Origin of the sequence: Asticcacaulis benevestitus DSM 16100 = ATCC BAA-896 (assembly GCF_000376105.1) — a bacterium.
In the GTDB taxonomy this organism is placed as follows: Bacteria; Pseudomonadota; Alphaproteobacteria; order Caulobacterales; family Caulobacteraceae; genus Asticcacaulis; species Asticcacaulis benevestitus.
The window spans coordinates 25,502-47,294 of sequence record NZ_AQWM01000014.1; the positions used below are offsets into that span (position 1 = coordinate 25,502).

Below are 21,793 nucleotides of genomic sequence, written 5' to 3' on the forward strand. Positions count from 1 at the left end.
ATAGAAAGCAAGAAACCCCACCACCAACGTGCCCATTTGGGTTGCGCTACCGCTTCGCTGCTTGAGCGCGGGGCGCGTCGGTCCCCCTCCGCGGCAAGCGGGGAGGTATAAGAAAGCGTTGTCGAGTTACGGGTGCAGGGTCGTTACGACCCAGCAAAGAAAAAGCCCTCCGACCTGATGGCCGAAGGGCTTTTCTTTTATCAATGTCGCAGAACCTATTCAGTCGCTTGAGCGCTGCGGGCCAGGTTACGCAGAACATACGGCATGACGCCGCCGTTCTTGTAGTATTCCAGCTCGGTCGGCGTATCGATGCGGCAGCGGACCGGGAAGCGGGCCACCTTGCCGTCGGAAGCGCGGAACAACTCGACGATCAGTTCCTGACGCGGCTGCACGTTTTCGAGACCACGGATGGTGACGATTTCCTCGCCGGTGAGGCCGAGCTTGGCCCAGCCGTCGACCTTGAACTGCAGCGGCAGAACGCCCATGCCGACCAGGTTGGAGCGGTGGATGCGCTCGAACGATTCAGCGATGACAGCGCGGACGCCGAGCAGCTTGGTGCCCTTGGCAGCCCAGTCGCGGGACGAGCCGGTGCCGTATTCCTTGCCGGCGAAGACGACCAGGTTGCGGCCTTCCGACTGATAGCGCATGGCGGCATCATAGATAGCCATGACATCGCCGGACGGGAAGTGCTTGGTGACGCCGCCTTCGATTTCCGGGGTCATCTTGTTACGGATGCGGATGTTGGCGAAGGTGCCGCGCATCATGACTTCGTGGTTGCCGCGGCGGGCGCCGTAACCGTTGAATTCCGACACAGGCACGCCGCGATCGATCAGATACTTGCCGGCGGGTGAGACCGCCTTGAAGGAACCGGCGGGCGAGATGTGGTCGGTGGTGATCGAGTCGCCGAAGACGCCGAGCACGCGGGCTTCCACGATGTCGGTCACCTTGTCCGGCGTCATGGTCATGCCGTCGAAGTAAGGCGGGTTGGCGACATAAGTCGATTCCGCGTCCCAGCCGTAGGTCTGGCCGCCGGCGACCGGAATGGCCTGCCAGTGCGCGTCGCCCTTGAAGACGTCGGAGTAACGGTTGGAGAACATGGCGTTGGTGACGTGCTTGCGCTGAAGCTCGGTGACTTCCTGCGTCGTCGGCCAGATGTCCTTCAGGTAGACCGGCTCACCGTTCGAGCCGGTGCCGATGGCGTCTTCCGTCAGGTTGATGTTCAGCGAACCGGCGATGGCGTAGGCCACGACCAGCGGCGGCGAGGCCAGGTAGTTGGCGCGGACGTCGGGGTTGACGCGGCCTTCGAAGTTGCGGTTACCCGAAAGCACCGAGGCGGCGACCAGATCGCCGGCATTGACGGCGGCCGAGATGGCTTCCGGCAGCGGACCGGAGTTGCCGATACAGGTGGTGCAGCCGTAACCGACGAGGTTGAAGCCCATGGCGTCGAGGTCTTCGGAGAGGCCGGCCGAGTTCAGATAGTCGGTGACGACCTGCGAGCCGGGGGCCAGCGAGGTTTTTACCCAGGGCTTGACCTTGAGGCCCAGGGCGCGCGCCTTGCGGGCCACGAGGCCGGCGGCGATCAGGACCGAGGGGTTTGAAGTGTTGGTGCAGGAGGTGATGGCGGCGATAACGACATCGCCGTGGCCGACGGTGAAGTCGGAGCCTTCGACCTGGACGCGCTTCGATTCATCACCGGCCTTGCCGAACTCGCCCTGCAGGGCCGAGGTGAAGGCAGTGGCGGCGTCGGAGAGCAGGACGCGGTCTTGCGGGCGCTTCGGGCCGGCCAGCGACGGCAGGACGGAATCGAGAGCCAGTTCGAGGCTGTCGGTGAAGACGGGCTCAACCGACGGATCGAGCCACAGGCCTTGTGCCTTGGCGTAGGCTTCGACGAGGGCGACGCGGTCAGGCGTGCGGCCGGTTTCGGCCAGGTAGTTGATGGTCGGCTGCGACACCGGGAAGAAGCCGCAGGTTGCACCGTATTCCGGGGCCATGTTGGCGATGGTGGCCTGATCTTCGAGGGTCAGGTTGACGAGGCCGTCGCCGTAATATTCGACGAACTTGCCGACGACGCCCTTTTTACGCAGCATCTGCGTGACGGTCAGAACCAGATCGGTGGCGGTGGCGCCTTCGGGCAGCTTGCCGGTCAGCTTGAAGCCGATGACTTCCGGGATCAGCATGGGGATCGGCTGGCCGAGCATAGCGGCTTCGGCTTCGATACCGCCGACGCCCCAGCCGAGGACTGACAGGCCGTTGATCATGGTGGTGTGCGAGTCGGTGCCGACCACGGTATCCGGATAGGCGACTTCGCCGCCATCCGCGATGGCCGTCCAGACGGTCTGTGCGAGGTATTCCAGGTTGACCTGGTGGCAGATGCCGGTGCCGGGAGGCACGACGCGGAAGTTGTTGAAGGCCGAGGAGCCCCAGCGCAGGAAGTTGTAGCGCTCGATATTGCGCTCGTATTCGCGGTCAACGTTCTGCGTAAACGAAGTGGTTTGCCCGAAATAATCGACCATGACCGAGTGGTCGATCACGAGGTCAACGGGGTTGAGCGGATTGATCTTCGCCGGATCGGCACCGAGCTTGACCATGGCGTCGCGCATGGCGGCCAGATCGACGACGGCCGGAACGCCGGTGAAATCCTGCATCAGCACGCGGGCCGGACGGAAAGAGATTTCGTGTTCGACGGCGCCCTTGTTTTTCACCCAGGCGGCCATGGCGCGGATGTCATCGGCCTTGACGGTGTCGCCGTCTTCATTGCGCAGGAGGTTTTCGAGGAGCACCTTCAGCGAGGCCGGAAGTTGCGAGACGCCTTCCAGCCCGTTGGCTTCGGCGACTTTGAGATCGTAGTAGGTGTAGGTTTTATCGCCGACCTTTAATTCGGACTTGGACTTGAAGCTGTCAACGGAAGACATTGTACGCAGTATCCTTCTTCAGAACCGCCCGGACGCCCCGATGGCGACCGTAATTTCAGCCTGCGCGGAAGACCGGGGACGCACAGGGTTTCCCGGTCGCGCTGCAATGCCGTAAAGGCGGGCAATTTGCCTTCTAAACTTCTTATTTGTTTTCGTCTATGTAAGCCGTAACGCGAAAAGGGTTATTTTTATGGGTGTGAGTCTGAGGGTTGAGGGGTTAAGTCTGAAAAAAGGATATAACCTGCTGATTCATAACCTGAATTTTACCCTGAAATCCGGCGAGGCGATAAGCCTGTATGGCGAAAACGGCGTCGGAAAAACAACGCTTTTACGCACCCTGGCAGGCTTTTTGACACCCTTTGCCGGCGCCATTTCTGCGTATGAGAATGATGTGCATATTGAGCCGGAAATCTGGCAAGGCCGCAGGATCCATTTTCTCGGTCATCACGATGCGCTCAGCCCTTCGCGTACGGTGGCGCAGGAGTTGAAATTCCACGCCGATTATCTGGGGGGCGCGGTGGCCGGTATCGAGATGCTGAATTTGACGCCGCTGCTTGATCTGGAGACGCGCTATCTGTCGGCGGGCCAGAAGCGCCGTTTGTCCTGCGCCAAGCTTTTGATGGCGAAGCGTTCGCTGTGGCTGCTCGATGAGCCGATGGCGCCGCTCGATGTGGATCATCGTGCGCTGCTTAGCGGCCTGATGCAGGCGCATCTGGCGGCGGGCGGCATGATCATCGCGGCGGTGCATGATCCGCTGCCGTTTGCGACGCGGATACTGAAACTGGAACGCCCGACGGCGAAAGAACGCGAGGCCGCCAGTGTTTGAGGCAATTCACATCTTCTCCTCCCCTGTAGCGAAGCGTTCGGGGGAGGTGGCGCGGCGTAGTCCGCGACGGAGGGGGCTTGGCTCTGTCACGGGAATAGCCCCCTCCGTCTCGACGCGCTACGACCTAAAGGTCTTCGCTTGCTCGACACCTCCCCCGCTTCGCAGGGGAGGAGAAGGATGATCCGCGCTTCTTTTGCCCTTATCCGCCGTGACCTTGGCCTGTCGCTGACCCGTGGCGGCGGACCTCTGCTCAGCGTCGGTTTCTACCTGACCCTGATGGCGATGATCCCCTTGAGCCTGGGCCCCGATCAGGCGGTGCTGTCGCGCATCGCCGCCGGCCTGACCTGGTTGTGCCTGGCGCTCTCCAGCCTGCTGTCATTGGAGCGCTTGTTCGAGCGCGATTACGAGGACGCGGTGTTCGATACCCTGCGGCTTGGTCCCCTGCCGCTCGAACTGATCGCGCTGCTGAAATGCCTCAGTCAGTGGCTTGGCACCGGCGTCATATTGTCGCTGATGACCCCCGTGGTGATGATCATTCTGGGCGCTCCGATGTCGCTGGCCCTGATGGGGCTGGTCTCGGCTTTTCTCGGCTCTTTGAGCTTCGCCCTGATCGGCGGGATCGGCGCGTCACTGGCGCTCGGATCGCGCAAGGGCGGGGTGCTGATGGCGCTGCTGGTGTTACCGTTTTACGTGCCGCCGGTGATCTTTGGCGCCGGCCTGATGCAGGCGGTCCAGACGGGCGCGTCACCCCTACAGGCTCTGGCGTTTTTAAGCGCCTATGCGCTATTTGCCCTGGCTCTGGGGCCGGTCGCCATGGGCGCGGCTCTCAGAAGTGCGTTGAGCTAAAGGCTTACCACGGCAAGAAGCGTGTCGCCTTGATGCGGTGCTCTCGGTAAGCGATGCGGCGGCAGTTCTTGTTGCCGAACCATGTCCGCACCGGCATGCTGAGCGCGATCATGCCAAGCACGGCGTACTGGATATACAGGCGCGCCTCGGGCGCGTTCGGCACATAGCGTTCGATGGCGTAAACCAGACCCGCCATCGTGAAGGCGGCGAGCCAGGCCATCCAGCGGCAATCCTTGCGGACATCGAAATAGTAGACGGCGAAGGTGACGCCAAAAACGCCGCCCACCATCAGGGCATCGAACAACCCAAAAGCCATAAAGCCTCTCCCAGCTACACGGCGATCATACGGTAAAACCGCAAGCATTCCGTTAACGCGCGGCGGGTGTGCCTCTTGCCGAAAATCGCCAAACCCCCTATGTCCGAAGGCATGATCAATTTCCTCGCCAATCCGGAACGGTTCACCCGCGTGACACGCCCCTTGCGGTCATGGCTGGCGGGGCTGGCCGCGCTGTTGCTCGTCTGGGGGCTTTACCTCTGCTTCGCCTCGCCGGAGGATTACCAGCAGGGCGATACGGTCCGCATTATGTATGTCCATGTGCCGGCCGCCTGGCTCGGGCTTGCCATCTACGGCGCCATGGGGCTGTCGAGCTTCTTCGGCCTGATCTTCCGCCATGCCCTGGCCGATGCCGCCGCCAAGGCGCTGGCGCCGATCGGTGCGGTTTTCACCGCGCTGGCTCTGGCCACTGGTTCGCTGTGGGGGATGCCGATGTGGGGCACGCCGTGGCAATGGGACGGCCGCATGACCTCCGAACTGGTGCTGCTGCTGTTCTATATCGGCTATATCGCGCTCCATGCCTCGATCGAGGACGAGGTGCGCGCCGCGAAATCGACCGCCATCCTGGCCATGGTCGGTCTGGTCAATCTGCCGATCGTGCATTTTTCAGTGCAGTGGTGGAACAGCCTGCATCAGGGTGGCTCGATCTTCGTCAAGGGCGGCCCGACCGTTGGGGCCGAGATGCTGTGGCCTTTGTTTGTCATGGTCGGCGCCTATCACGCCCTGACCCTGTGGCTGTTCCTTATCCGGCTCGATTCCGAGATCCTCGCCCGCAAGTACCGCGCCCTGCGCGCCCGTTTGAGCTTTAACTAGGAGCCTGCATATGGACTTTGGCCATTTAGATTTCGACATGGGCAAGTACGGGCTGTTCGTCTGGGGCTCCTATGGCGTCAGCTTTCTGGCGCTTGGCGGTCTCGTCGTGGTGTCGCTGCTGGTGCAGGCGCGCCGGCGCAAGGTGCTGGAGGCCTTGCAGGCTGCGGCGGATAGCCAATGAAGCGCCTGATCTACTTTGCGCCGCTGGTGCTGTTCGTCGGCTTGCTGGCGGTTCTGGCCTATTATAATTTCCATAAGAAAGCTCAGTACGAGCCGCGCGAAATGGTCGGGAGATCGGTGCCGGAGGTAGTGCTGAACGATGTGCAGGACGGTACGCCGGCGTCGCTGAAAGCGCTGATTGCGGCCTCGGATAAGCCGGTCATGGTCAATTTCTTCGCGTCGTGGTGCGCGCCCTGTATCAGTGAAAATCCGCAACTGATGGGCCTGAAGGCGAAGGGCGTGACGATTATCGGCATCGCCTGGAAGGACGAGCCGCAGAACACGCTGAAATTCCTGGCGCAGCATGACAATCCGTTTGTGAAGACGCTGAGCGATCCGGAAGGCAAGATGGCGCTGGCCTTTGGCAATACGGGTGTGCCGGAAACCTATATCGTCATGCCTGACGGCACCATCACCGACAAGATCAGCGGCCCGATCGTGCCCGATACCTTCGATGCCGTCTATGCCGAGGTCAGCGGGAAGAAATGATCGACCTTATCAGGTTTAGTTATCAACGCTTCAATGAAGACGGAGAACTGACCGTTGGCTTTGAATCCAAACCTTGTTCTGCTTATGGCGGCATGTGGGTTTTCAACAAAGGATTATGGGAGGCGGGGCAGCGGTTCCTGCAATATCCCCTGCCTGTCGATAAGCCTGTAGATCTTAGCAATGTCGGCCTTGTTCACGAAAAGAACTATATCCAGCTTTCTGCAATACCCTTGAATGGTATGGGAGGCATTGCCTTGCGTGTCAGCATTGCGCAACCGTTTATCACAGACGGTCGTGTGGGCTTTCGTTATCAGGCGTCTATGGAGTTTTCTGCCAATTACGAACATCTGACGCGTTTGGGCACAGGCCTGAAGGCACTTTCAAAAGGCGACATCAATGAATTTGAACTGCGTCTTATAACGTAAGGGAATGGAGGCCTGCCCCCGAATTGAACGGGGCTGAGCGGGGTTGCAATCCGCTGCGTAAACTCTCCGCCAGCAGGCCGATGACAGGACTAATCTGCCTCGCTTTGAATTGCAAAGTTGTGCGCGAAAATGGGGTAATTTAACCCAGTTTCAAAGTCACTACCTTCATCCTCCCCTGTAGCGAAGCGTTCGGGGGAGCGGAGCGGCCCGTGCCGTGTCAGCGCTAAGTCCGAAGGACTGGTGTCGCTGACGGAGGGGGCGACGCCCAAGTCAGATATAAGACCTCTCCGTCACGGACTTCGCCGTTACACCTCCCCCGCTTCGCAGGAGAGGAAAAGCTCAATAATGCGGTGGCTTGGTCACCGCCGGTGCATCGACCGAGGCCATGCTCTCCAGTCGCTCGCCCAGGCTTTCCAGCGCGCGCTTCATCCGGTCGATGATCTTCCACTGTTCGGTTAGTTGGTCCGACAGTTCATCAATGGTCTTGCCCTGATGCGCCACGGTTTCTTCCAGCGCGGTTATGCGGTCGATGGACATTATCTTTGACCTTCGGAGTTGCGGAATGGATCAAGCGGATAGGTGCCCAAAATCTCGACATCGACGGCGAAGAAATTGATCTCCTCCAGCGCCTGTTTCAGACCGCCCTCGGTGGGGCGCCCTTCGACATCGCAATAGAAGACGGTCGAGGCGAAGACGCCGTTTTCGATATAGCTTTCCAGCTTGGTCATGTTGACGCCGTTGGTGGCGAAACCGCCCAGCGCCTTGTAAAGCGAGGCGGGGATGTTCTTCACGCGGAAGATAAAGCTGGTCATGCAATCGATGCCTAGCTCAGGCTCGACCACGCGATCCTCCGTCGTCAGGATCAGGAAGCGCGTCGTGTTGTTGCGGGCGTCCTCCATATGGCGGCGCAGGATCTTCAAACCGTAAAGCTCGGCCGCCGGTTCGGGCGCGATGACGCCGCGGTCGAGTTCGCGGGTTTCCGAAAGAGCGCGCGCCGCACCGGCGGTATCATGAAAAACCTCGGCGGTGATGTTCAGTTCTTTCAGTGCCTTGCGGCATTGCAGCAGCGCCATGGTGTGCGAGGCGGCCACCCGGATATTGGCCAGCTCGGTTTCCGGCACGCCCATCAGGATCATCTCGATCGGCAGGAAGCGCTCGCCGATGATCTTCAGGCCCGAATTGGGCAGCAGGTGGTGGACATCGGTGACGCGGCCGGCCACCGAGTTTTCGACGGGAATCATGCCCAGTTCGCACTCGCCATCGCGCACGGCCGCGAAAGCGGCTTCAAACGTCGGGTAGGGGGTCGGGGTAAAGTCGCTAAACCACCGCTTGATGGCCTGATGGCTGAAAGCCCCCGGCTCGCCCTGGAAGGCGATTTTGCGAATGATTTGCGTAGTCATAATAAACCTTTATTTCCGTGCGACGATTTGACACGCAAAGCCCATTTTTGCCCTTATTGGCTGAAAGTCGGCTTGCGCATTTGGCGGTAGCGTGTCAGAGAGCCAAACGCAAGTAGATGAATAAGAGGCTTGTTCGGCCGGATATTGACAGACGCGCTCTGTGGCCTAAGCTTCATAACAATGATTCACAGGGTATCTTGGCAAGATGAGCGGCGACCTTCAGGTTAATAAGATTCTTGGCGCAGTATTGGCGACCGGTCTGGTCATCATGGGCGTGCGTGTTGGCTCGGAAATGCTTTTCCATCGTGAAGCGCCGGAAAAGCCGGGCTATGCCATCGAAGTCGCCGATACCGGCGGCGAAGCGGGGGCTGCGGCTGCCGTCGAAACCCTGCCCGACTGGGGTACGGTCCTGGCTACCGCCGATGTGGCGGCGGGTGAGAAAACCTTCACCACCAAGTGCACCTCCTGTCACAACGACAAGGAAGGCGGCCCCAACGCCATCGGTCCCAATCTCTGGGGCGCGGTCGGTCGTCCGGTCGCTTCCCACGCCGGTTTCTCTTATTCTGACGCCATGAAGGCGCACGTCGCTGACGCGCCGGCCTGGAGCTATGACGCCTTGTTCCACTTCCTCGGCGCGCCGGGCAAGGTGGTCAAGGGCACCAAGATGACCTTCGCCGGTGTTAAAAAACCTGAAGAACGCATCAACTTGATCGCCTATCTGCACACGCAGGGCTCAACCGGCTATGCCGTGCCCGCGCCCGATCCGACGCGTGCGCCGGGCGCTGCCCCTGCGGCTGCGGGCGCTACGCCTGCGCCTGCTATCGGCGCGACTGCAGCCCCTGCCACGGTAGCACCAGCCGCCACGGGGACAACGCCGCCGAAGGCCGAAGCTGCCGCAAAGCCGACCGTGGCACCGGCAGAGGCCGCTCCCGCGCACTAAGGCGGTCAGAGACGCAAACAAAAACCCCGTCGGATAGCTCCGGCGGGGTTTTTCATTTTTGCACCACCCTAGCTATGTCGGGCTGGGGGCCGCACGCCGATGCGGCGCGTCAGTGGTATCTATTACAGTCTGCGGAAGGCTGTCGGCATGCCCGTGCCGCAACCGTCGATGCGGGCGACCGCGTCGGCCAGCGGCTCGATGGCTACCTTCATGTGATGGGCGTTGGCGTGGATGATGTGGACATCATCGATCATGATGGCGACATGGCCTTTCCAGAAGACCAGATCGCCGCGCACCAGGCCGCGCAGGTCAGCGCCGATGTCCAGCGACAAGCCGAGCTTGGCTTGCATATCGGAATCGCGTGGGCAGCCGTAGCCAGCAGCGTAAAGCGCCTGTTGCAGCAGGCCCGAACAATCGAGACCGATGCTTTCGCGACCGCCCCATTGATAAGGTGCGTTGATATAGCTTTCGGCCACGCTGACAAAATCGTTGGCGAAGGTTTCAAAAGTCGACAAATGGTTCGTGAAGACCCAGCCCATCTCATTGATATAGGCAAAGCCGTTTTCGTAGCGCGTCACCGAGACCAGCGCGTTCATGCTGACAGCGGCAAGCGTCGAGGATTTCAGGTTCGGCCCGGCAAAGACGTAGGTGCGCAGGGTCGAAACATAGTGCGTCGGCAGATACCAGTCGCGCTTGAAAGCGGACACCGGCACATAGCCGACATAGCCATCGCGCAGGGCCTGGCCCCAGAAAAAGTCATGCTTGCGCTCAATCACCTTGAAGCGCTCGCCAAGCAGGAGTTGGTCCCATTGCTCGGCACCGGCTTCCGGCTGCGACAGGATGGGCGCGGTCGCGTTGTAACAGCTCAGGACTTCACCGACGATATAGGACTTCGCGCGGATCAGGCCTTCGTGGGCGTGATCGGTGACACCGTCCTTGAGAGGTGTGGTGCGCTTATCGAAAGGGTCGTCGCTCATATGCGTCATAAAGCCGTCTGCCTTCTACAGGTCTGTTACTGTATGAGCACCCTACAGCAGGGATGCAAAGATCGCCTTAACAGCCAAGGTCAATAGGAAGTTTATGAGTCCTGAAGCGGGTCTTAACGCCTGTCGCTCAGAACGCCTTGAGCAGATGGTAGACGGCGCGCAGGGTCTGGGCCTCGGCGCCCACGGGAGATCCGGCGCGGCCGCGCGGGTTCCAGGCATAGATGTCGAAATGCACCCAGGTGCCTGATTTTGGCGCAAAGCGTTGCAGGAAAAGCGCCGCCGTCACCGAGCCGCCTTGTGCCCAGCCCGCGGGATCATTTCGGATATCGGCGATGTCGGAATCGAGCGCATCCTTGTAGCCGGCCCAAAGCGGCATCCGCCATACCGGATCGTTCTGGGCGATGGCGCAGACCTCAAGCTGACGCGCCACGTCTTCGTCATCCGAATAGAAAGGGATGACCTCTGGCCCCAGCGCTACACGCGCAGCCCCCGTGAGCGTCGCGAAGTCGATCGTCAGGGCGGGTTCAAGTTCACCGGCACGGGTCAGGGCGTCGGCCAGGATCAGCCGGCCTTCGGCGTCGGTATTGCCGATCTCGATGGAAAGACCGGCGCGTGAGGCCAGGATATCGCCGGGCCGGAAGGCGTTGCCGGAGATCGCGTTCTCGACGGCCGGGATCAGCACATGCAGCTTCAGCGGCAACTGGCTGGCCATTACCCAGTCGGCCAGGGCCAGGGCGTGGGCCGCGCCGCCCATGTCCTTCTTCATCAGCCCCATGCCGGAACCGCCCTTGATATTGAGGCCGCCGGTATCAAAGGCGACACCCTTGCCGACCAGCGCCACCACGGGCAACGGGCCGGGTACGCCTGCCGGCTGCCAGGTGATCTCGATAAAGCGCGGCTGGTTGTCTGCCCCGGCGGCGCGGCCGACGGCATGGACCGCCGGATAATTCTCTTTCAGCAGGTCGTCACCGATGATGACCGAAATCTCGGCGCCGTGCATTTCGGCGATCTGCCGGGCCTCGGCTTCAATATCTCCGGGCCCCATATCATTGGTCGGTGTGTTGACCAGATCACGCGCCAGACTATGGGCCTTCACCTCGCGGGCAATGTCTATCTTTTGCGGCTCGTCGAGATGGGAGTCATCAAGCCGCACCTCGCTTGGCGCATGGCTGACCTTATAGCGGGTGAAGCTATAGGCCCCCAGCCCCCAGGCGACGTGGATGGCGTGGGCATCCAGCCCCTTGTCATAGTCCAGCGCCCACAGCCCCTTGGGCAGTTGCGCCGGCAGGGCACGGAAGGTCATCGGCGTATAGGTTTTGCGCGCGCCCAGTCCGAACCACGCCTTGACGCCGCCGTCCTCCGGCACAACGATCAGGCTGCCCGCCTTGCCGGTGAACCCCCGCAAACTGAGGTACTTCGCCTGAGCCGGTTTGAGCGCCGCCAGTGCGGCCGCCGCGTCCTCCTCGAACAGCGCGATCAGGGTGTTGTCGGCGGCAAGCTGGGCGGCTTTGATCGGCTTGGGCATCGTTGGGTCTCGTTAACCATTGTTAAGAGCTTTAACTCTATCTTCACATCGGTCACTGAAGTCTTAATCCGTTCAAAATCATGAGTTCGATCATGTCGCTTATTCGCTATGCCACCTTAAGCTTTGCCGCTGCGTTGCTTTTGAGCGCTGCACCGGCCTCTGCGGGCCTGTTCGGTAAGGATAAGTCAAAAGAGGCCACGACGACGGGGCCGACCACGAATCTCAAGGCGGCATCACAGACGGACACCTGGAAGCCTGCCAGCAAGGCTGATATCGAGAGCGTGCTGCGCGCTGATGCCCTGACCCAGTCCACCTTCTTCACCACCCAGTTCGAGCATGATCCGACGAATGTGCAGATCGGCCTCTACCTGTCGAACGCCCTGCGCGCGCTTGGCCGTTATGCCGAGGCCGCCGATACGGCCCATCGTGTGCTGCTGTTCGCGCCTGATAATCATGACCTGCTGATCGCCGCCGGCCGTGCCCATATCGCCGACAACAACGCCTTCTTTGCGATCGATCCGCTTGAACACGCCATCGAACTAAAGCCGAAGGACTGGCAGGCCTATTCGCTGCTCGGTGTGGCCTATGATCAGACCAAGCGCCCCGAAGAGGCCCAGACCACCTGGGCCAAGGCGCTGGCTCTGGCGCCCAACAATCCGATGGTGCTGACCAATATGGCAATGTCGAAAGTGACGCGCGGTGATTTCGCCGGCGCCGAGCCTTTGCTGCGTACGGCCGTAACGCAACCCGGCGCCACGCTGCAGGTGCGGCAGAATCTGGCGCTGGTGCTGGGCCTGCAGGGCAAGATGCCGGAAGCCGAGCAGTTGCTTCGCCGTGACATGCCGCCGGAACAGGCCGATGCGGCTCTGGCCTGGCTGCAACAGGCGATCACGGTCCATACCGCGCCGGTCGCCAATCCTGCGCCGGCCCGGTCCTGGGATTCGGTCAAGGCCAGCGGCAGTTAAGTTTGCCCCTATTTCTCCTCTCCTGTTTTGCAAGGGAGGAGAAAGTCAGCGGCGGAAAGCTCAACGTGCGCTGTCAAAATTCCGGGTCCAGGGTCCGCGACCCTGGCTTACCAGATGCGGACGCGGTCGGCGGGCTTCAGATAGTACTTGCCGCTGGTCACATCGAACGCCTTATACCAGGCATCGACATTGCGCACCGAGCCGATGGCGCGGAACTTGTCGGGCGAGTGCGGATCTGACGACACAAGATACTTCATGAAGTCGTCTTGATACTTGCTCTGCCACACCTGCGCGAAGCCGAGGAAGACGCGCTGATCACCCGTCAGGCCGTCGATCACCGGCGCCGGCTTACCGCCGAGCGACAGGTGATAGGCGTCGAGACCGAGCAGGATGCCGCCGAGGTCAGCGATGTTCTCGCCCATGGTCAGGCCGCCCTGAACGTGGAAACCGGGAACGGGCTCATAAGCATCATACTGCTTGCCGAGCGCCACGGTCTGGGCCTCGAACTTGGTGGCGTCTTCCGGCGTCCACCAGTCGATAAGCGCGCCGGTCGAATCGTAGTGACGGCCCTGATCGTCGAAACCATGGGTGATTTCGTGGCCGATAACGCCGCCGATGGCGCCGTAATTGACGGCCGGATCAGCCTTCGGATCAAAGAAGGGGGCTTGCAGGATGGCGGCGGGGAAGACGATCTCATTCTTGGTCGGGGAATAGTAGGCGTTGACGGTTTGCGGCGTCATTTCCCAGTCTTCCGGATCGATCGGCTTATCGATGTGCGAGACATTGTAGGCCCATTCAAAAGCCGATGAGCGCTCGATATTGCCGTAGAGATCGTCGGCCTTGATGGTCAGGCCTGCATAATCGCGCCACTTGTTGGGGTAGCCGATCTTGACGCCGAAGGTAGAGAGCTTTTCCAGCGCCTTGGCCTTGGTGGGCGCGCTCATCCAGGTCAGGTTGTCGATGCGGAGTTTCATGGCCGCCAGCAGGTCATGTACCAACGCTTCCATCTTGGCCTTGGATTCGGGCGGGAAGTAATCGCGGACATAAGCGCGGCCGAGGGCCTCGCCAATCTTATCGTCGGTGGTGCCGATGGCGCGCTTCCACAGGGGGCGCTGCTCGGCGATGCCGTACATGGTCTTGGAGCGGAACTCGAAGCGGCGGTTATAGAAGCGATCACCGAGATAGGCCGAGGCCTGATCGGTGGCCTGGAAAGTTTCCCAGGCTTTCAGGGTTTCGAGCGGCGTGTCGGCGAAGATCTTGGCGATCTTAGGGATGGCGGTGTTTTGCCCGACGATGACCTTCTGCGCCTGACTCACTGTGGCGGCGGCAAAGAAACCGTCCCAGTTGAAGCCGGGGGCGTAGGTGTTCAGATCCTTCAGCGCCATCGGGTTGTAGGTCTTGGTGTCGTCGCGGCTCTCGATCTTGGTCCAGCTTACCTTGGCGATTTCCGTTTCCATGGCGACGATGTTTTTCGCGGCGACTTCAGGATGGGCGTACCCGGTCAGGGTCAGCATGTCCTTAATGTAAAGTTCGTAGGCCGCCTTCTTATCGGCGTAGGTCTCCGACAGGTAATAGTCGCGGTCGGGCAGGCCGAGGCCGCCTTGCGTCAATTGCAGCGCGCGAAAGCCGGGCTTCTTGGCATCGTCATAGACGAAGATATTGAAGAAGGCCGCGCCGAATCCCTGCGACGTCCAGCCCATGAAGCTGGCCATGTCCGCCTTTGTCTTGATGGCGGCGATCTTCTCCAGTTCGGGTTGCAGCGGCTTGACGTCGAGCTTGTTCTTCAGGTCGGCGTTCATGGCGCTGCGGTAGAGGTCGGCGATCTTCAGATTTTCGCCGGTCAGGTCGGTGCGTGCGGCCAGGCCGGTCACCAGAGCCTTCAGGCGGAATTCGGAGAGATCGGCCAGTTGGTTGAAGGCGCCATAGCCTGGCTGATCGCCGGGGATGGTCATGGCCTTCAGCGCGGCGCCATTGGCGTAGTTGAAGAAGTCATCGCCGGGCTGGATCGTCTTGTCCATGCCATCGAGGGCAAAGCCCCAGGTGCCGTAGCTCTTCGCCACAGTATCGGAAGCGGCGGCATCGGTCTCGCCGAACAGATGGCTGGCATCGGCCTTGTCATTGATGGCCGGCACAGCGGCGATGACGGGCAAGGCCAGCAGGGCGGTGCTGATGGCTAAAGCAGATGTGAGGATTTTGGCGCGCATGAAGTCTCTCCGGTAAGGGAGACGTCGTGCGCTCCCGAAACAAGCGCACACCTTGATACAGTTTAACGCTTTCGTCTCATGAACATTTGGTAATCTTGTTCCGAACGATACGATGTCACCGCCTTAACAACTGATTAACAGTTTTTGACGACCGCGTCATATTTTTGGAATTTAAACCAAAAAAAAGCCCGCACAGGGGGGATAAGGCCCGGCGAGCTTTTTTATTTGTTATAAGCGAGCGTTTCCTCCCCGAAACGCTGGGAACTGACTTCACTCTACTGGGGAAGTTCCGTTCTCTTGGGTTGGAGAAAACATTTTTAGGGCCGCGCTGTCAACTGGTTTTGTCACATTGCGTCAAAATTATTTCAAGCGCTCTTAACCTTTATAACGCCGTGGTCAAAACGGCGTGAAAATCAAGGTTATATTGACGCCGCCATCAACGGTTTTCTGCTATAGATTTCAAGTGGTTGATGGCTTCTGCACGTGACAGGGTGACCTGGCCGGGGCGCCCTTCCTTCCATGCCTTATTGTCACTTATTTGCATCGCCAGGTCGCGACCGAGATCGAGGTCCTTGATCGTGACTTGACCGGCTTTCAGCTCGTCTTCGCCCATCATGACCACAGCGGGGCTGAGTCGGCGATCGGCGTACTTCATTTGCGCTTTCATGCCTGAACGGCCGAGGTAGACCTCGGCGGCCATGCCGGCGGCGCGCACGTCAGCGGCGAATTTGAAATACTCGCCCATATCGGATTCGGAGAAGGCGATAATGACGATGGGGCCGCGCGCCACGTTCTTCTTGCCGAGATCCGTCAGGGCCAGTGCTGCCGCCAGACGTGATACGCCGAACGAGAAGCCGGTGGAGGGCACCTGCTGGCCGGTGAAGCGCGCGACAAGATCATCGTAACGGCCGCCGCCGCCGACGCTGCCCATCTGAACCAGATTGCCCTTGTCGTCGCGGGTTTCGAGCAGCAGTTCACCCTCGAAAACCGGGCCGGTATAGTATTCGAGACCGCGCACGATGCCCGGATCGAAGATGGCGGCATCTTCGCCAACGCCCATAGCGGTCAGGGCGGTATCGATGCGCGTCAGGTCTTCGAGACCCGCCTGTCCTTCGGCCGAATTGGTCAGCACGGCGGCCAGTTTTTCCAGCACCGCCGCGCGGGTGGCGGCCCCGCCCGCCGATACGAAATCGAGCACGGGCTGAATGGCGGAGTCGGGGAGCTGGGCGCCTTTGGTGTAGTCGCCGCTGTCATCCTTGCGGCCGGCACCGAGCAACAGGGCCACGCCTTCAAGGCCGAAGCGGTCGAGCTTATCTATGGCGCGCAGGACGCCGAGTTGCTGGCCTGACTCGCTGACGCCGAGGCTGGTCAGCAGGCCATTCAGCAGTTTGCGGTTGTTGACGCGCAGGCGCGCCGGCACATCGAGCGCCTTGTATCCGGCAACGGCCAGGGCGATCATTTCGGCATCGGCCTCGGGGCGATCGGAACCAACGATATCGGCGTCGCACTGCATGAATTCACGCAGGCGGCCGGGGCCCGGTTTTTCGTTGCGCCACACCGGCCCGAAGGCGTAGCGGCGGAAGGGCTTGGGCAGGGTTTCCCAGTTTTGGGCGGCGAAGCGCGCCAGCGGCGCGGTCAGGTCATAGCGCAGCGCCATCCATTGCTCGTCATCGTCCTGCTGGGCGAAGACGCCCACATTGGGGCGGTCCGAATCCGGCAGGAACTTGCCAAGGGCGTCGGCATATTCAAAAGCCGGGGTTTGCAGGGCTTCGAAACCGAAGTCCTCATAAACCTTCGACACGGTGGTGATCAGATGACGCTCGATGGCGATCTGATGGCTTCGCTTGTCGATAAAGCCGCGCGGACTGCGTGCCTCAGGACGAAAGGACGGGACGGGGTTTTCTGGATTTTCGCTCATGCGCGCCGATTAAAGCATTGGCGGCTTTGAGACAAGGGTGCAGGCCAGAAAGGCCGCAAACGGACAACATCCGAAAGCGCAAGTTACTCGCCCATAAGGGGAAAATAAAAAGTCAGCGGTATTTTGACACTTAAGTCGAAAAATTTAGTAAACCCCTTCTAAATGTGGTGGAACGGTGTTATAAATAAGGCTCCCTTAAGGAGGGCAAAGCCATGAGGAAGTCGCCTACAGCAGAAAACTTTTCGCGTTTTGTCGTCGCCATGATTGTGGTGACGGTCGTTATCGCCGCCTTGGTCTGGGCGTTCTCGTCCGTCGGACCGGAATGTGCGGCGGGTGTACCTTGCCATCCCAATGGCCAGGCTGCAGTCGTACATTACTGACGCAAGGTTGCCGCGCTTTTATCTGACATTATCAGCGCGACCTCCGGCGCACAGACACGCGATGACGTCCGTTCGGGCTGGAACGGCGTCGGCAATATCTGTGCGCCGGGGAGGCCTGCATTAACGCTTTGTTGGACTGGCTCTGGCATAAGAGACGTCATGACCTGTTTCCGCAAAGCCGTTCCGCTCGTACTGACCCTGTGCGCCGCTCTGATGGCGCAAACCGCCTGCGCCACCGCGCCGGTGGCTTCATCCGCTGCGCCAACCAGCAAAATTTCGCGCGATCCCTTTTTCGCCGGTCTGGTAACCCGTGCGCGGCGCCTGGAAAGCGAGACCAAGGCCTTCACGCCGGCGCTTGACCTGTTGCAGCAGCCAAAGTTCAAGATCTATACGCAGGCCATCCGTAATCTGTCGGCCGATGATCAGAAGGGCCACATGACCCTGAAAGCGCGCGGCACCGATAACGACCTGAAATGTATTATGAAGGGGCTGTCGCTTGATCTGAACATCAAGATGGACGCCATCCTGACCGCTAAGAGCGATGCCGAGGTCGGGACGGCACTCAATAACATGGCTGCCCTGCTGAGAGATCATATCGATGTCATCGTCACGCCAGCCACCGCCGATTCCGGCCTTGATTGCGTCATCGAGTTCGGCAACACTTGAGAACCGGGCAACCCGCCCCGCGAGGTTGCTTCATGATCCGATTTACCCCTCTTCTCTGCGCCGTTCTCTTGTTAGCCGGTTGCGACAAACCTGCGCCGCCGAATGCCGTGCCCGCCGTGGTCGTGAGCCTGCCTGCCACGCAGACGGCCTTCCTCGCCCTGCCGCGCACCGGCGCAGCGTCTGATCGTTTTTGTGAGCAGTTCAAGACCTATGATCGCTTTGACAACTGGCAGGGCAAGGTGCGCGACTTGCGCGTCTCCACACTCGATGGCACGGCGGATATGGCGATCACTCTTGGCCAGGGCATCCGGCTGGAAGCGCTCGTCAGGAAAACCGACCCGGCCTATGCCGCTGTCATGGCGCTGCGGCTTGGGCAGTCCGTGACCTTTTCAAGTCAGTTTCAGCACAGCAACAACGACTCCGAATGTATCTATTATAATGGTCCGTTCGGCGTCCGGCTGTCCGCGATCAAGAGCATTTGACGCCGCGGAAACAGATCGGATCGCGCCTTAAGCTTGTCTTTCTTGGTAGCCTGCGGTGGGCCGCGCCATCATTTCCAACGTCAGGTGCACAAGTTCGACTGACTTGAACGGTTTGCTGATTTCAGCATCAGCCCCAGCCTTGACTGCCGCCGAGGTGGCGCGTCCTGACGTGATGCGGTTGCTCAATCCGCCCGACATGGCCAATATCTTAACCCATGGCCAGGTCGATTTGATGATCTTGATGCCGGCCAGTCCGCCCATTCCGGGCATGAAAATATCCGACAACACCAGATCGACGTGGGCGATGTCGACATTATCGAGGGCCTCTTCCATCGACTTGACGATGCTGACCCGATAACCGTTGTCACTCAGCATCTGGCCGGTCACCTTGCCAGCGGTCGGGCTGTCATCAATCACCAGGGCATGGAAGCGATGCTTGCCTTCGGCCTGATCCTGCTCGGCTGACTGGACGATGGCGCGCAATTGATTGCGCGAAAAAGGCTTGCGCAGGATATAATCGACCTTGGCCTTGCGGGCGATGTTGAGTGTTTCTTCGATAGCTTCGCTGCGGTCACCGGCGGTCATCACGGCGACGGTGGCCTCAAGCGCCAGATCGCGCAGGCGACCAAGGTGCGGCAGCGTGTTTTCCTCTGCCAGAAAGACATCGACAAACAGCAAGGTGGGGTGCTGTTGCAGGATAACGCGTTCGGCGTCCTCCAGAGTCTTGGCCAGAACGTAGGTCCAGTCTTCGTCTGCAAGCATGCGCCCGATGATCTGTGCCTGTGTCTGGCTGTCCTCAATGATCAGCGCCAAGCCGTTTGCCATGATGTAACCCCTTATGCCCACGCAAATCAGATGAATGGAAACGATGTTATCATGAGGATGTTAAGTAGTCGTGAGCGCGGGATTGTGTCAGATAGTTTGGGCTTGCATGACGCGTTTTCACCGTAGGCTCATGTTTATATAAATATATTTTCGACTTTAAATTCCGGAAAGCGCTTCGAAGCCTGGCCGGAAGACAATTTTCAAGCCACAAAAAACCCGCCTGTTTCCAGACGGGCTTTCAGTATCAGGCTGCGAAAATCTCAACATGCGCTGTCAAGATTCCGGCGTAAGAGCCTGTGGCCCTTACCAGATGCGGACGCGGTCTTCCGGCTTCAGGTAATATTTTTCACCCGGCTGAACGTTGAAGGCCTTGTACCAGTCGTCGATATTGCGCACCGGCCCGATGACACGGAAAACGGCAGGCGAGTGCGGATCGGTAGCCACCTGTTGCTTGACGGCGTCATCGCGGTACTTCGAGCGCCAGACCTGAGCAAAGCCCATGAAGACGCGCTGATCGCCGGTGAAGCCGTCGAGGACGGGTGAAGGCTTGCCCTTGAGCGACAGGCGGTAGGCGTCGAGACCCAGCAGGTTACCGCCGAGATCGGCGATGTTCTCGCCCATGGTCAGGCCGCCCTGGACATGAACACCGGGCAGGGGCTCGAAGGCGTCATACTGCTCGCCGTACTTCTTTGTCTGGGCGTCGAACTTGGCCGAATCCTCGGCGGTCCACCAGCTTTTGAGGAAGCCGTCGCCGTCATAGTTGCGGCCCTGATCGTCGAAGCCGTGGGTGATTTCGTGGCCGATAACACCGCCGATGCCGCCATAGTTGACGGCCGGATCAGCATCCGGATCGAAGAAGGGCGGTTGCAGGATGGCGGCGGGGAAGACGATCTCGTTGCGCGTCGGGGAGTAGTAGGCGTTGACGGTCTGCGGTGTCATGCCCCATTCGAGCGGATCGACCGGCTTGTCGATCTTGGCGACGTTGAAGTCCCATTCAAAGGCATTCGAGCGTTCGATATTGCCGAACAGGTCGCCGTCCTTGATTGTCAGGGCGGAATAGTCGCGCCACTTGTCAGGGTAGGCGATCTTGACGCCGAACTTGGAGAGTTTCTCCAGCGCCTTTTCCTTGGTGGGGGCGCTCATCCAGGTCAGGTTCTCGATGCGGATCTTGAGAGCGGCGCGCAGGTCGGCGACAAGGCCTTCCATCTTGGCCTTGGAGTCGGCAGGGAAATATTGCGCCACATAGGTGCGGCCGATGGCTTCACCGAGAGCGCCGTCGGTAACGCTGATGGCGCGCTTCCAGCGCGGACGCTGCTCCAGGGCGCCGGAAAGGTCACGCGAGCGGAACTCCCACTGGGCGGTGGCGAAGCGCTTGGACAGATAAGGCGCGGCCTGATCGATGGTGCGGAAGGCCTCCCAGGCTTTCAGGGTTTCCAGCGGGGTATCGGCATAGATCTGGGCGATCTTCGGGAAGGCGGTGTTTTCCGACACGATCAGCTTGCTGGCCTTATCGACGCCGGCGGCCTTGAAGTAGCTGTCCCACTCAAAAGCCGGGGCGAAGGTCGCCAGTTCGGCGCGAGTCATCGGATTGTAGGTCTTGTTGTCGTCGCGGCGCTCGATCTTGGTCCAGCTCACCTCGGCGATCTTGGTTTCCAGCGCCAGGATATCCTTGGCGGTCTGGGCCGGATTGGGGTCGCCGGCCATGGTCAGCATGTTGACGATATAGGCCTCATACTTGGTCTTCTTGTCGGCGAAGCTGTCCTTGAGGTAGTAGTCGCGGTCGGGCAGGCCGAGACCGGACTGCGCCACGTAGAGCACGTTAACCTGCGGGTTCTTGGCATCGCCATCGACATAGGCGCCGAAGAAGGCCGCACCGATCATACCGGAGGTCTTGCCCATCCAGGCGGCCATCTCAGCCTTGCTCTTGATGGCCTTGATGGCGGACAGCGTCGGGGTGAGCGGCTTGATGTCGAGCGTCTCGATGGTCGCTTCGTCCATCATGGCATTGTAAAGCGCGGCGATCTTGGCATCATCGCCTGTCAGGCCCTTTTGTGCGGCCAGACCGGTGATCAGAACCTTCATGCGGTTTTCCGACAGTTCGCGCAGTTGCAGGAAGGAGCCATAAGACGTGCGGTCGGCGGGGATGACCATGGTCTTAACGGCGGTGCCGTTGACGTAATCGAAGAAGCTGTCGCCCGGCTTGACGCTGGTGTCCATGCCAGCGGTGTCGATGCCCCAGGTGCCGAACTTCTTGGCGACCGTGTTGGGGGCGGCATCATTGCTGCCGCTTGAGGCGTCTGCGGCCAGCAGGGCGTCGAAGCTTTCAAGCGTTTCCATGCGGCAATAGGCATCGATGCAATTGCCAGCTTGGGCGGGGGCAAACGTTAGGGCCAGCCCGGCCAAAGCCTGTGCTGTCAGCGCTGAGGTGGAGGCGAGAATTTTCAGGAATGTCATAGGTCACTTTCCACGCGGCAGGTGTAGGCGCCATGTCGCGATTGATAAAAAAGATACTATTTCGCAACTTATCCACTTTTCGGAAAGTGGCGCATGAATTTTCCGTAATGTTTCACGAAAAAATGTATTTGAGGGGTTACATAGGATGTCTGGTTCGCCTTATAGGTAATACTCCCCCCTTAAA

The 21,793-nt window shown here is 60.1% G+C and carries 21 protein-coding genes; 11 read left to right on the forward strand and 10 right to left on the reverse strand.

What is annotated here, in order from left to right; all coding sequences use genetic code 11:
• Window positions 1–215: 215 nt before the first annotated feature.
• Window positions 216–2,912, reverse strand: coding sequence for an aconitate hydratase AcnA (gene acnA / locus B060_RS0114115; protein WP_018082446.1), 2,697 nt, complete (start codon window positions 2,910–2,912; stop codon window positions 216–218).
• 190 nt (window positions 2,913–3,102) lie between these two features.
• Here acnA and ccmA point away from each other — a divergent pair, with 190 nt between their 5' ends.
• Window positions 3,103–3,738 (forward strand): heme ABC exporter ATP-binding protein CcmA, encoded by a 636-nt coding sequence (gene ccmA, locus B060_RS0114120; protein WP_018082447.1) that lies wholly within the window; start codon window positions 3,103–3,105, stop codon window positions 3,736–3,738.
• Between the two features lie 177 nt (window positions 3,739–3,915).
• Window positions 3,916–4,584, forward strand: coding sequence for a heme exporter protein CcmB (ccmB, locus tag B060_RS0114125; RefSeq protein ID WP_018082448.1), 669 nt, complete (start codon window positions 3,916–3,918; stop codon window positions 4,582–4,584).
• Window positions 4,585–4,588: 4 nt separating this feature from the next.
• Here ccmB and B060_RS0114130 read toward each other — a convergent pair whose 3' ends face one another.
• Window positions 4,589–4,900: a hypothetical protein gene (locus tag B060_RS0114130; protein ID WP_018082449.1), complete on the reverse strand. Its 312-nt coding sequence runs from the start codon at window positions 4,898–4,900 to the stop codon at window positions 4,589–4,591.
• Between the two features lie 99 nt (window positions 4,901–4,999).
• Between B060_RS0114130 and ccmC the strand changes: the two genes are divergently transcribed.
• The 4 genes from ccmC to B060_RS0114150 are packed head-to-tail and all read left to right on the forward strand — an operon-like array spanning window position 5,000 to window position 6,864.
• A complete protein-coding gene (gene ccmC, locus B060_RS0114135; RefSeq protein ID WP_018082450.1) occupies window positions 5,000–5,731 on the forward strand; it encodes a heme ABC transporter permease CcmC in 732 nt (243 codons plus the stop codon).
• Window positions 5,732–5,741: 10 nt separating this feature from the next.
• Entirely contained in the window at window positions 5,742–5,912 is a 171-nt protein-coding gene (gene ccmD / locus B060_RS0114140; RefSeq protein WP_018082451.1) for a heme exporter protein CcmD, read from the forward strand.
• Window positions 5,909–6,439: a thiol:disulfide interchange protein gene (locus B060_RS0114145; protein WP_018082452.1), complete on the forward strand. Its 531-nt coding sequence runs from the start codon at window positions 5,909–5,911 to the stop codon at window positions 6,437–6,439. Before ccmD ends, B060_RS0114145 begins: the two co-directional genes overlap by 4 nt.
• Window positions 6,436–6,864 (forward strand): hypothetical protein, encoded by a 429-nt coding sequence (locus B060_RS0114150; protein WP_018082453.1) that lies wholly within the window; start codon window positions 6,436–6,438, stop codon window positions 6,862–6,864. Before B060_RS0114145 ends, B060_RS0114150 begins: the two co-directional genes overlap by 4 nt.
• Before the next feature lie 339 nt (window positions 6,865–7,203).
• Here the strand turns inward: B060_RS0114150 and B060_RS0114155 are convergent, their stop codons facing one another.
• A complete protein-coding gene (locus B060_RS0114155) occupies window positions 7,204–7,401 on the reverse strand; it encodes a SlyX family protein (RefSeq protein ID WP_018082454.1) in 198 nt (65 codons plus the stop codon).
• Window positions 7,401–8,264: a prephenate dehydratase gene (locus tag B060_RS0114160; protein ID WP_018082455.1), complete on the reverse strand. Its 864-nt coding sequence runs from the start codon at window positions 8,262–8,264 to the stop codon at window positions 7,401–7,403. Before B060_RS0114160 ends, B060_RS0114155 begins: the two co-directional genes overlap by 1 nt.
• A gap of 205 nt (window positions 8,265–8,469) precedes the next feature.
• Between B060_RS0114160 and B060_RS0114165 the strand changes: the two genes are divergently transcribed.
• Window positions 8,470–9,204, forward strand: coding sequence for a c-type cytochrome (locus B060_RS0114165; RefSeq protein ID WP_018082456.1), 735 nt, complete (start codon window positions 8,470–8,472; stop codon window positions 9,202–9,204).
• 122 nt (window positions 9,205–9,326) lie between these two features.
• Here B060_RS0114165 and B060_RS0114170 read toward each other — a convergent pair whose 3' ends face one another.
• Both B060_RS0114170 and B060_RS0114175 read right to left on the reverse strand, forming a co-directional pair.
• Window positions 9,327–10,181: a C40 family peptidase gene (locus B060_RS0114170; protein ID WP_026172852.1), complete on the reverse strand. Its 855-nt coding sequence runs from the start codon at window positions 10,179–10,181 to the stop codon at window positions 9,327–9,329.
• Window positions 10,182–10,317: 136 nt separating this feature from the next.
• Window positions 10,318–11,715: a leucyl aminopeptidase family protein gene (locus B060_RS0114175; protein WP_018082458.1), complete on the reverse strand. Its 1,398-nt coding sequence runs from the start codon at window positions 11,713–11,715 to the stop codon at window positions 10,318–10,320.
• 92 nt (window positions 11,716–11,807) lie between these two features.
• Between B060_RS0114175 and B060_RS0114180 the strand changes: the two genes are divergently transcribed.
• A complete protein-coding gene (locus tag B060_RS0114180) occupies window positions 11,808–12,680 on the forward strand; it encodes a tetratricopeptide repeat protein (protein ID WP_155847893.1) in 873 nt (290 codons plus the stop codon).
• A 107-nt stretch (window positions 12,681–12,787) separates the two neighbouring features.
• On the opposite strand, the gene B060_RS0114185 is transcribed toward B060_RS0114180, so the two are convergent.
• Together B060_RS0114185 and hisS are read right to left on the reverse strand one after the other, a co-directional pair.
• Window positions 12,788–14,884, reverse strand: coding sequence for a M13 family metallopeptidase (locus B060_RS0114185; protein WP_018082460.1), 2,097 nt, complete (start codon window positions 14,882–14,884; stop codon window positions 12,788–12,790).
• 436 nt (window positions 14,885–15,320) lie between these two features.
• Complete coding sequence (hisS, locus tag B060_RS0114190; RefSeq protein WP_018082461.1) at window positions 15,321–16,802, reverse strand: histidine--tRNA ligase; 1,482 nt, start codon at window positions 16,800–16,802, stop codon at window positions 15,321–15,323.
• A gap of 212 nt (window positions 16,803–17,014) precedes the next feature.
• On the opposite strand from hisS, the gene B060_RS27225 reads away from it, so the two are divergent.
• The 3 genes from B060_RS27225 (at window position 17,015) to B060_RS0114200 (ending at window position 18,330) form a co-directional block, all read left to right on the forward strand.
• The gene (locus B060_RS27225) at window positions 17,015–17,182 is read left to right on the forward strand and encodes a hypothetical protein (RefSeq protein ID WP_155847892.1); all 168 of its coding nucleotides are present in this window, start codon (window positions 17,015–17,017) and stop codon (window positions 17,180–17,182) included.
• 159 nt (window positions 17,183–17,341) lie between these two features.
• Window positions 17,342–17,848 carry a hypothetical protein gene (locus B060_RS0114195; protein WP_018082462.1) on the forward strand — a complete coding sequence of 169 codons (507 nt, stop codon included), beginning with the start codon at window positions 17,342–17,344 and terminating at the stop codon, window positions 17,846–17,848.
• Window positions 17,849–17,880: 32 nt separating this feature from the next.
• Entirely contained in the window at window positions 17,881–18,330 is a 450-nt protein-coding gene (locus tag B060_RS0114200) for a hypothetical protein (RefSeq protein WP_018082463.1), read from the forward strand.
• A gap of 27 nt (window positions 18,331–18,357) precedes the next feature.
• On the opposite strand, the gene B060_RS0114205 is transcribed toward B060_RS0114200, so the two are convergent.
• Window positions 18,358–19,155 (reverse strand): response regulator, encoded by a 798-nt coding sequence (locus B060_RS0114205; RefSeq protein WP_018082464.1) that lies wholly within the window; start codon window positions 19,153–19,155, stop codon window positions 18,358–18,360.
• Between the two features lie 303 nt (window positions 19,156–19,458).
• Entirely contained in the window at window positions 19,459–21,609 is a 2,151-nt protein-coding gene (locus B060_RS0114210; protein ID WP_018082465.1) for a M13 family metallopeptidase, read from the reverse strand.
• Window positions 21,610–21,793 lie beyond the last annotated feature (184 nt).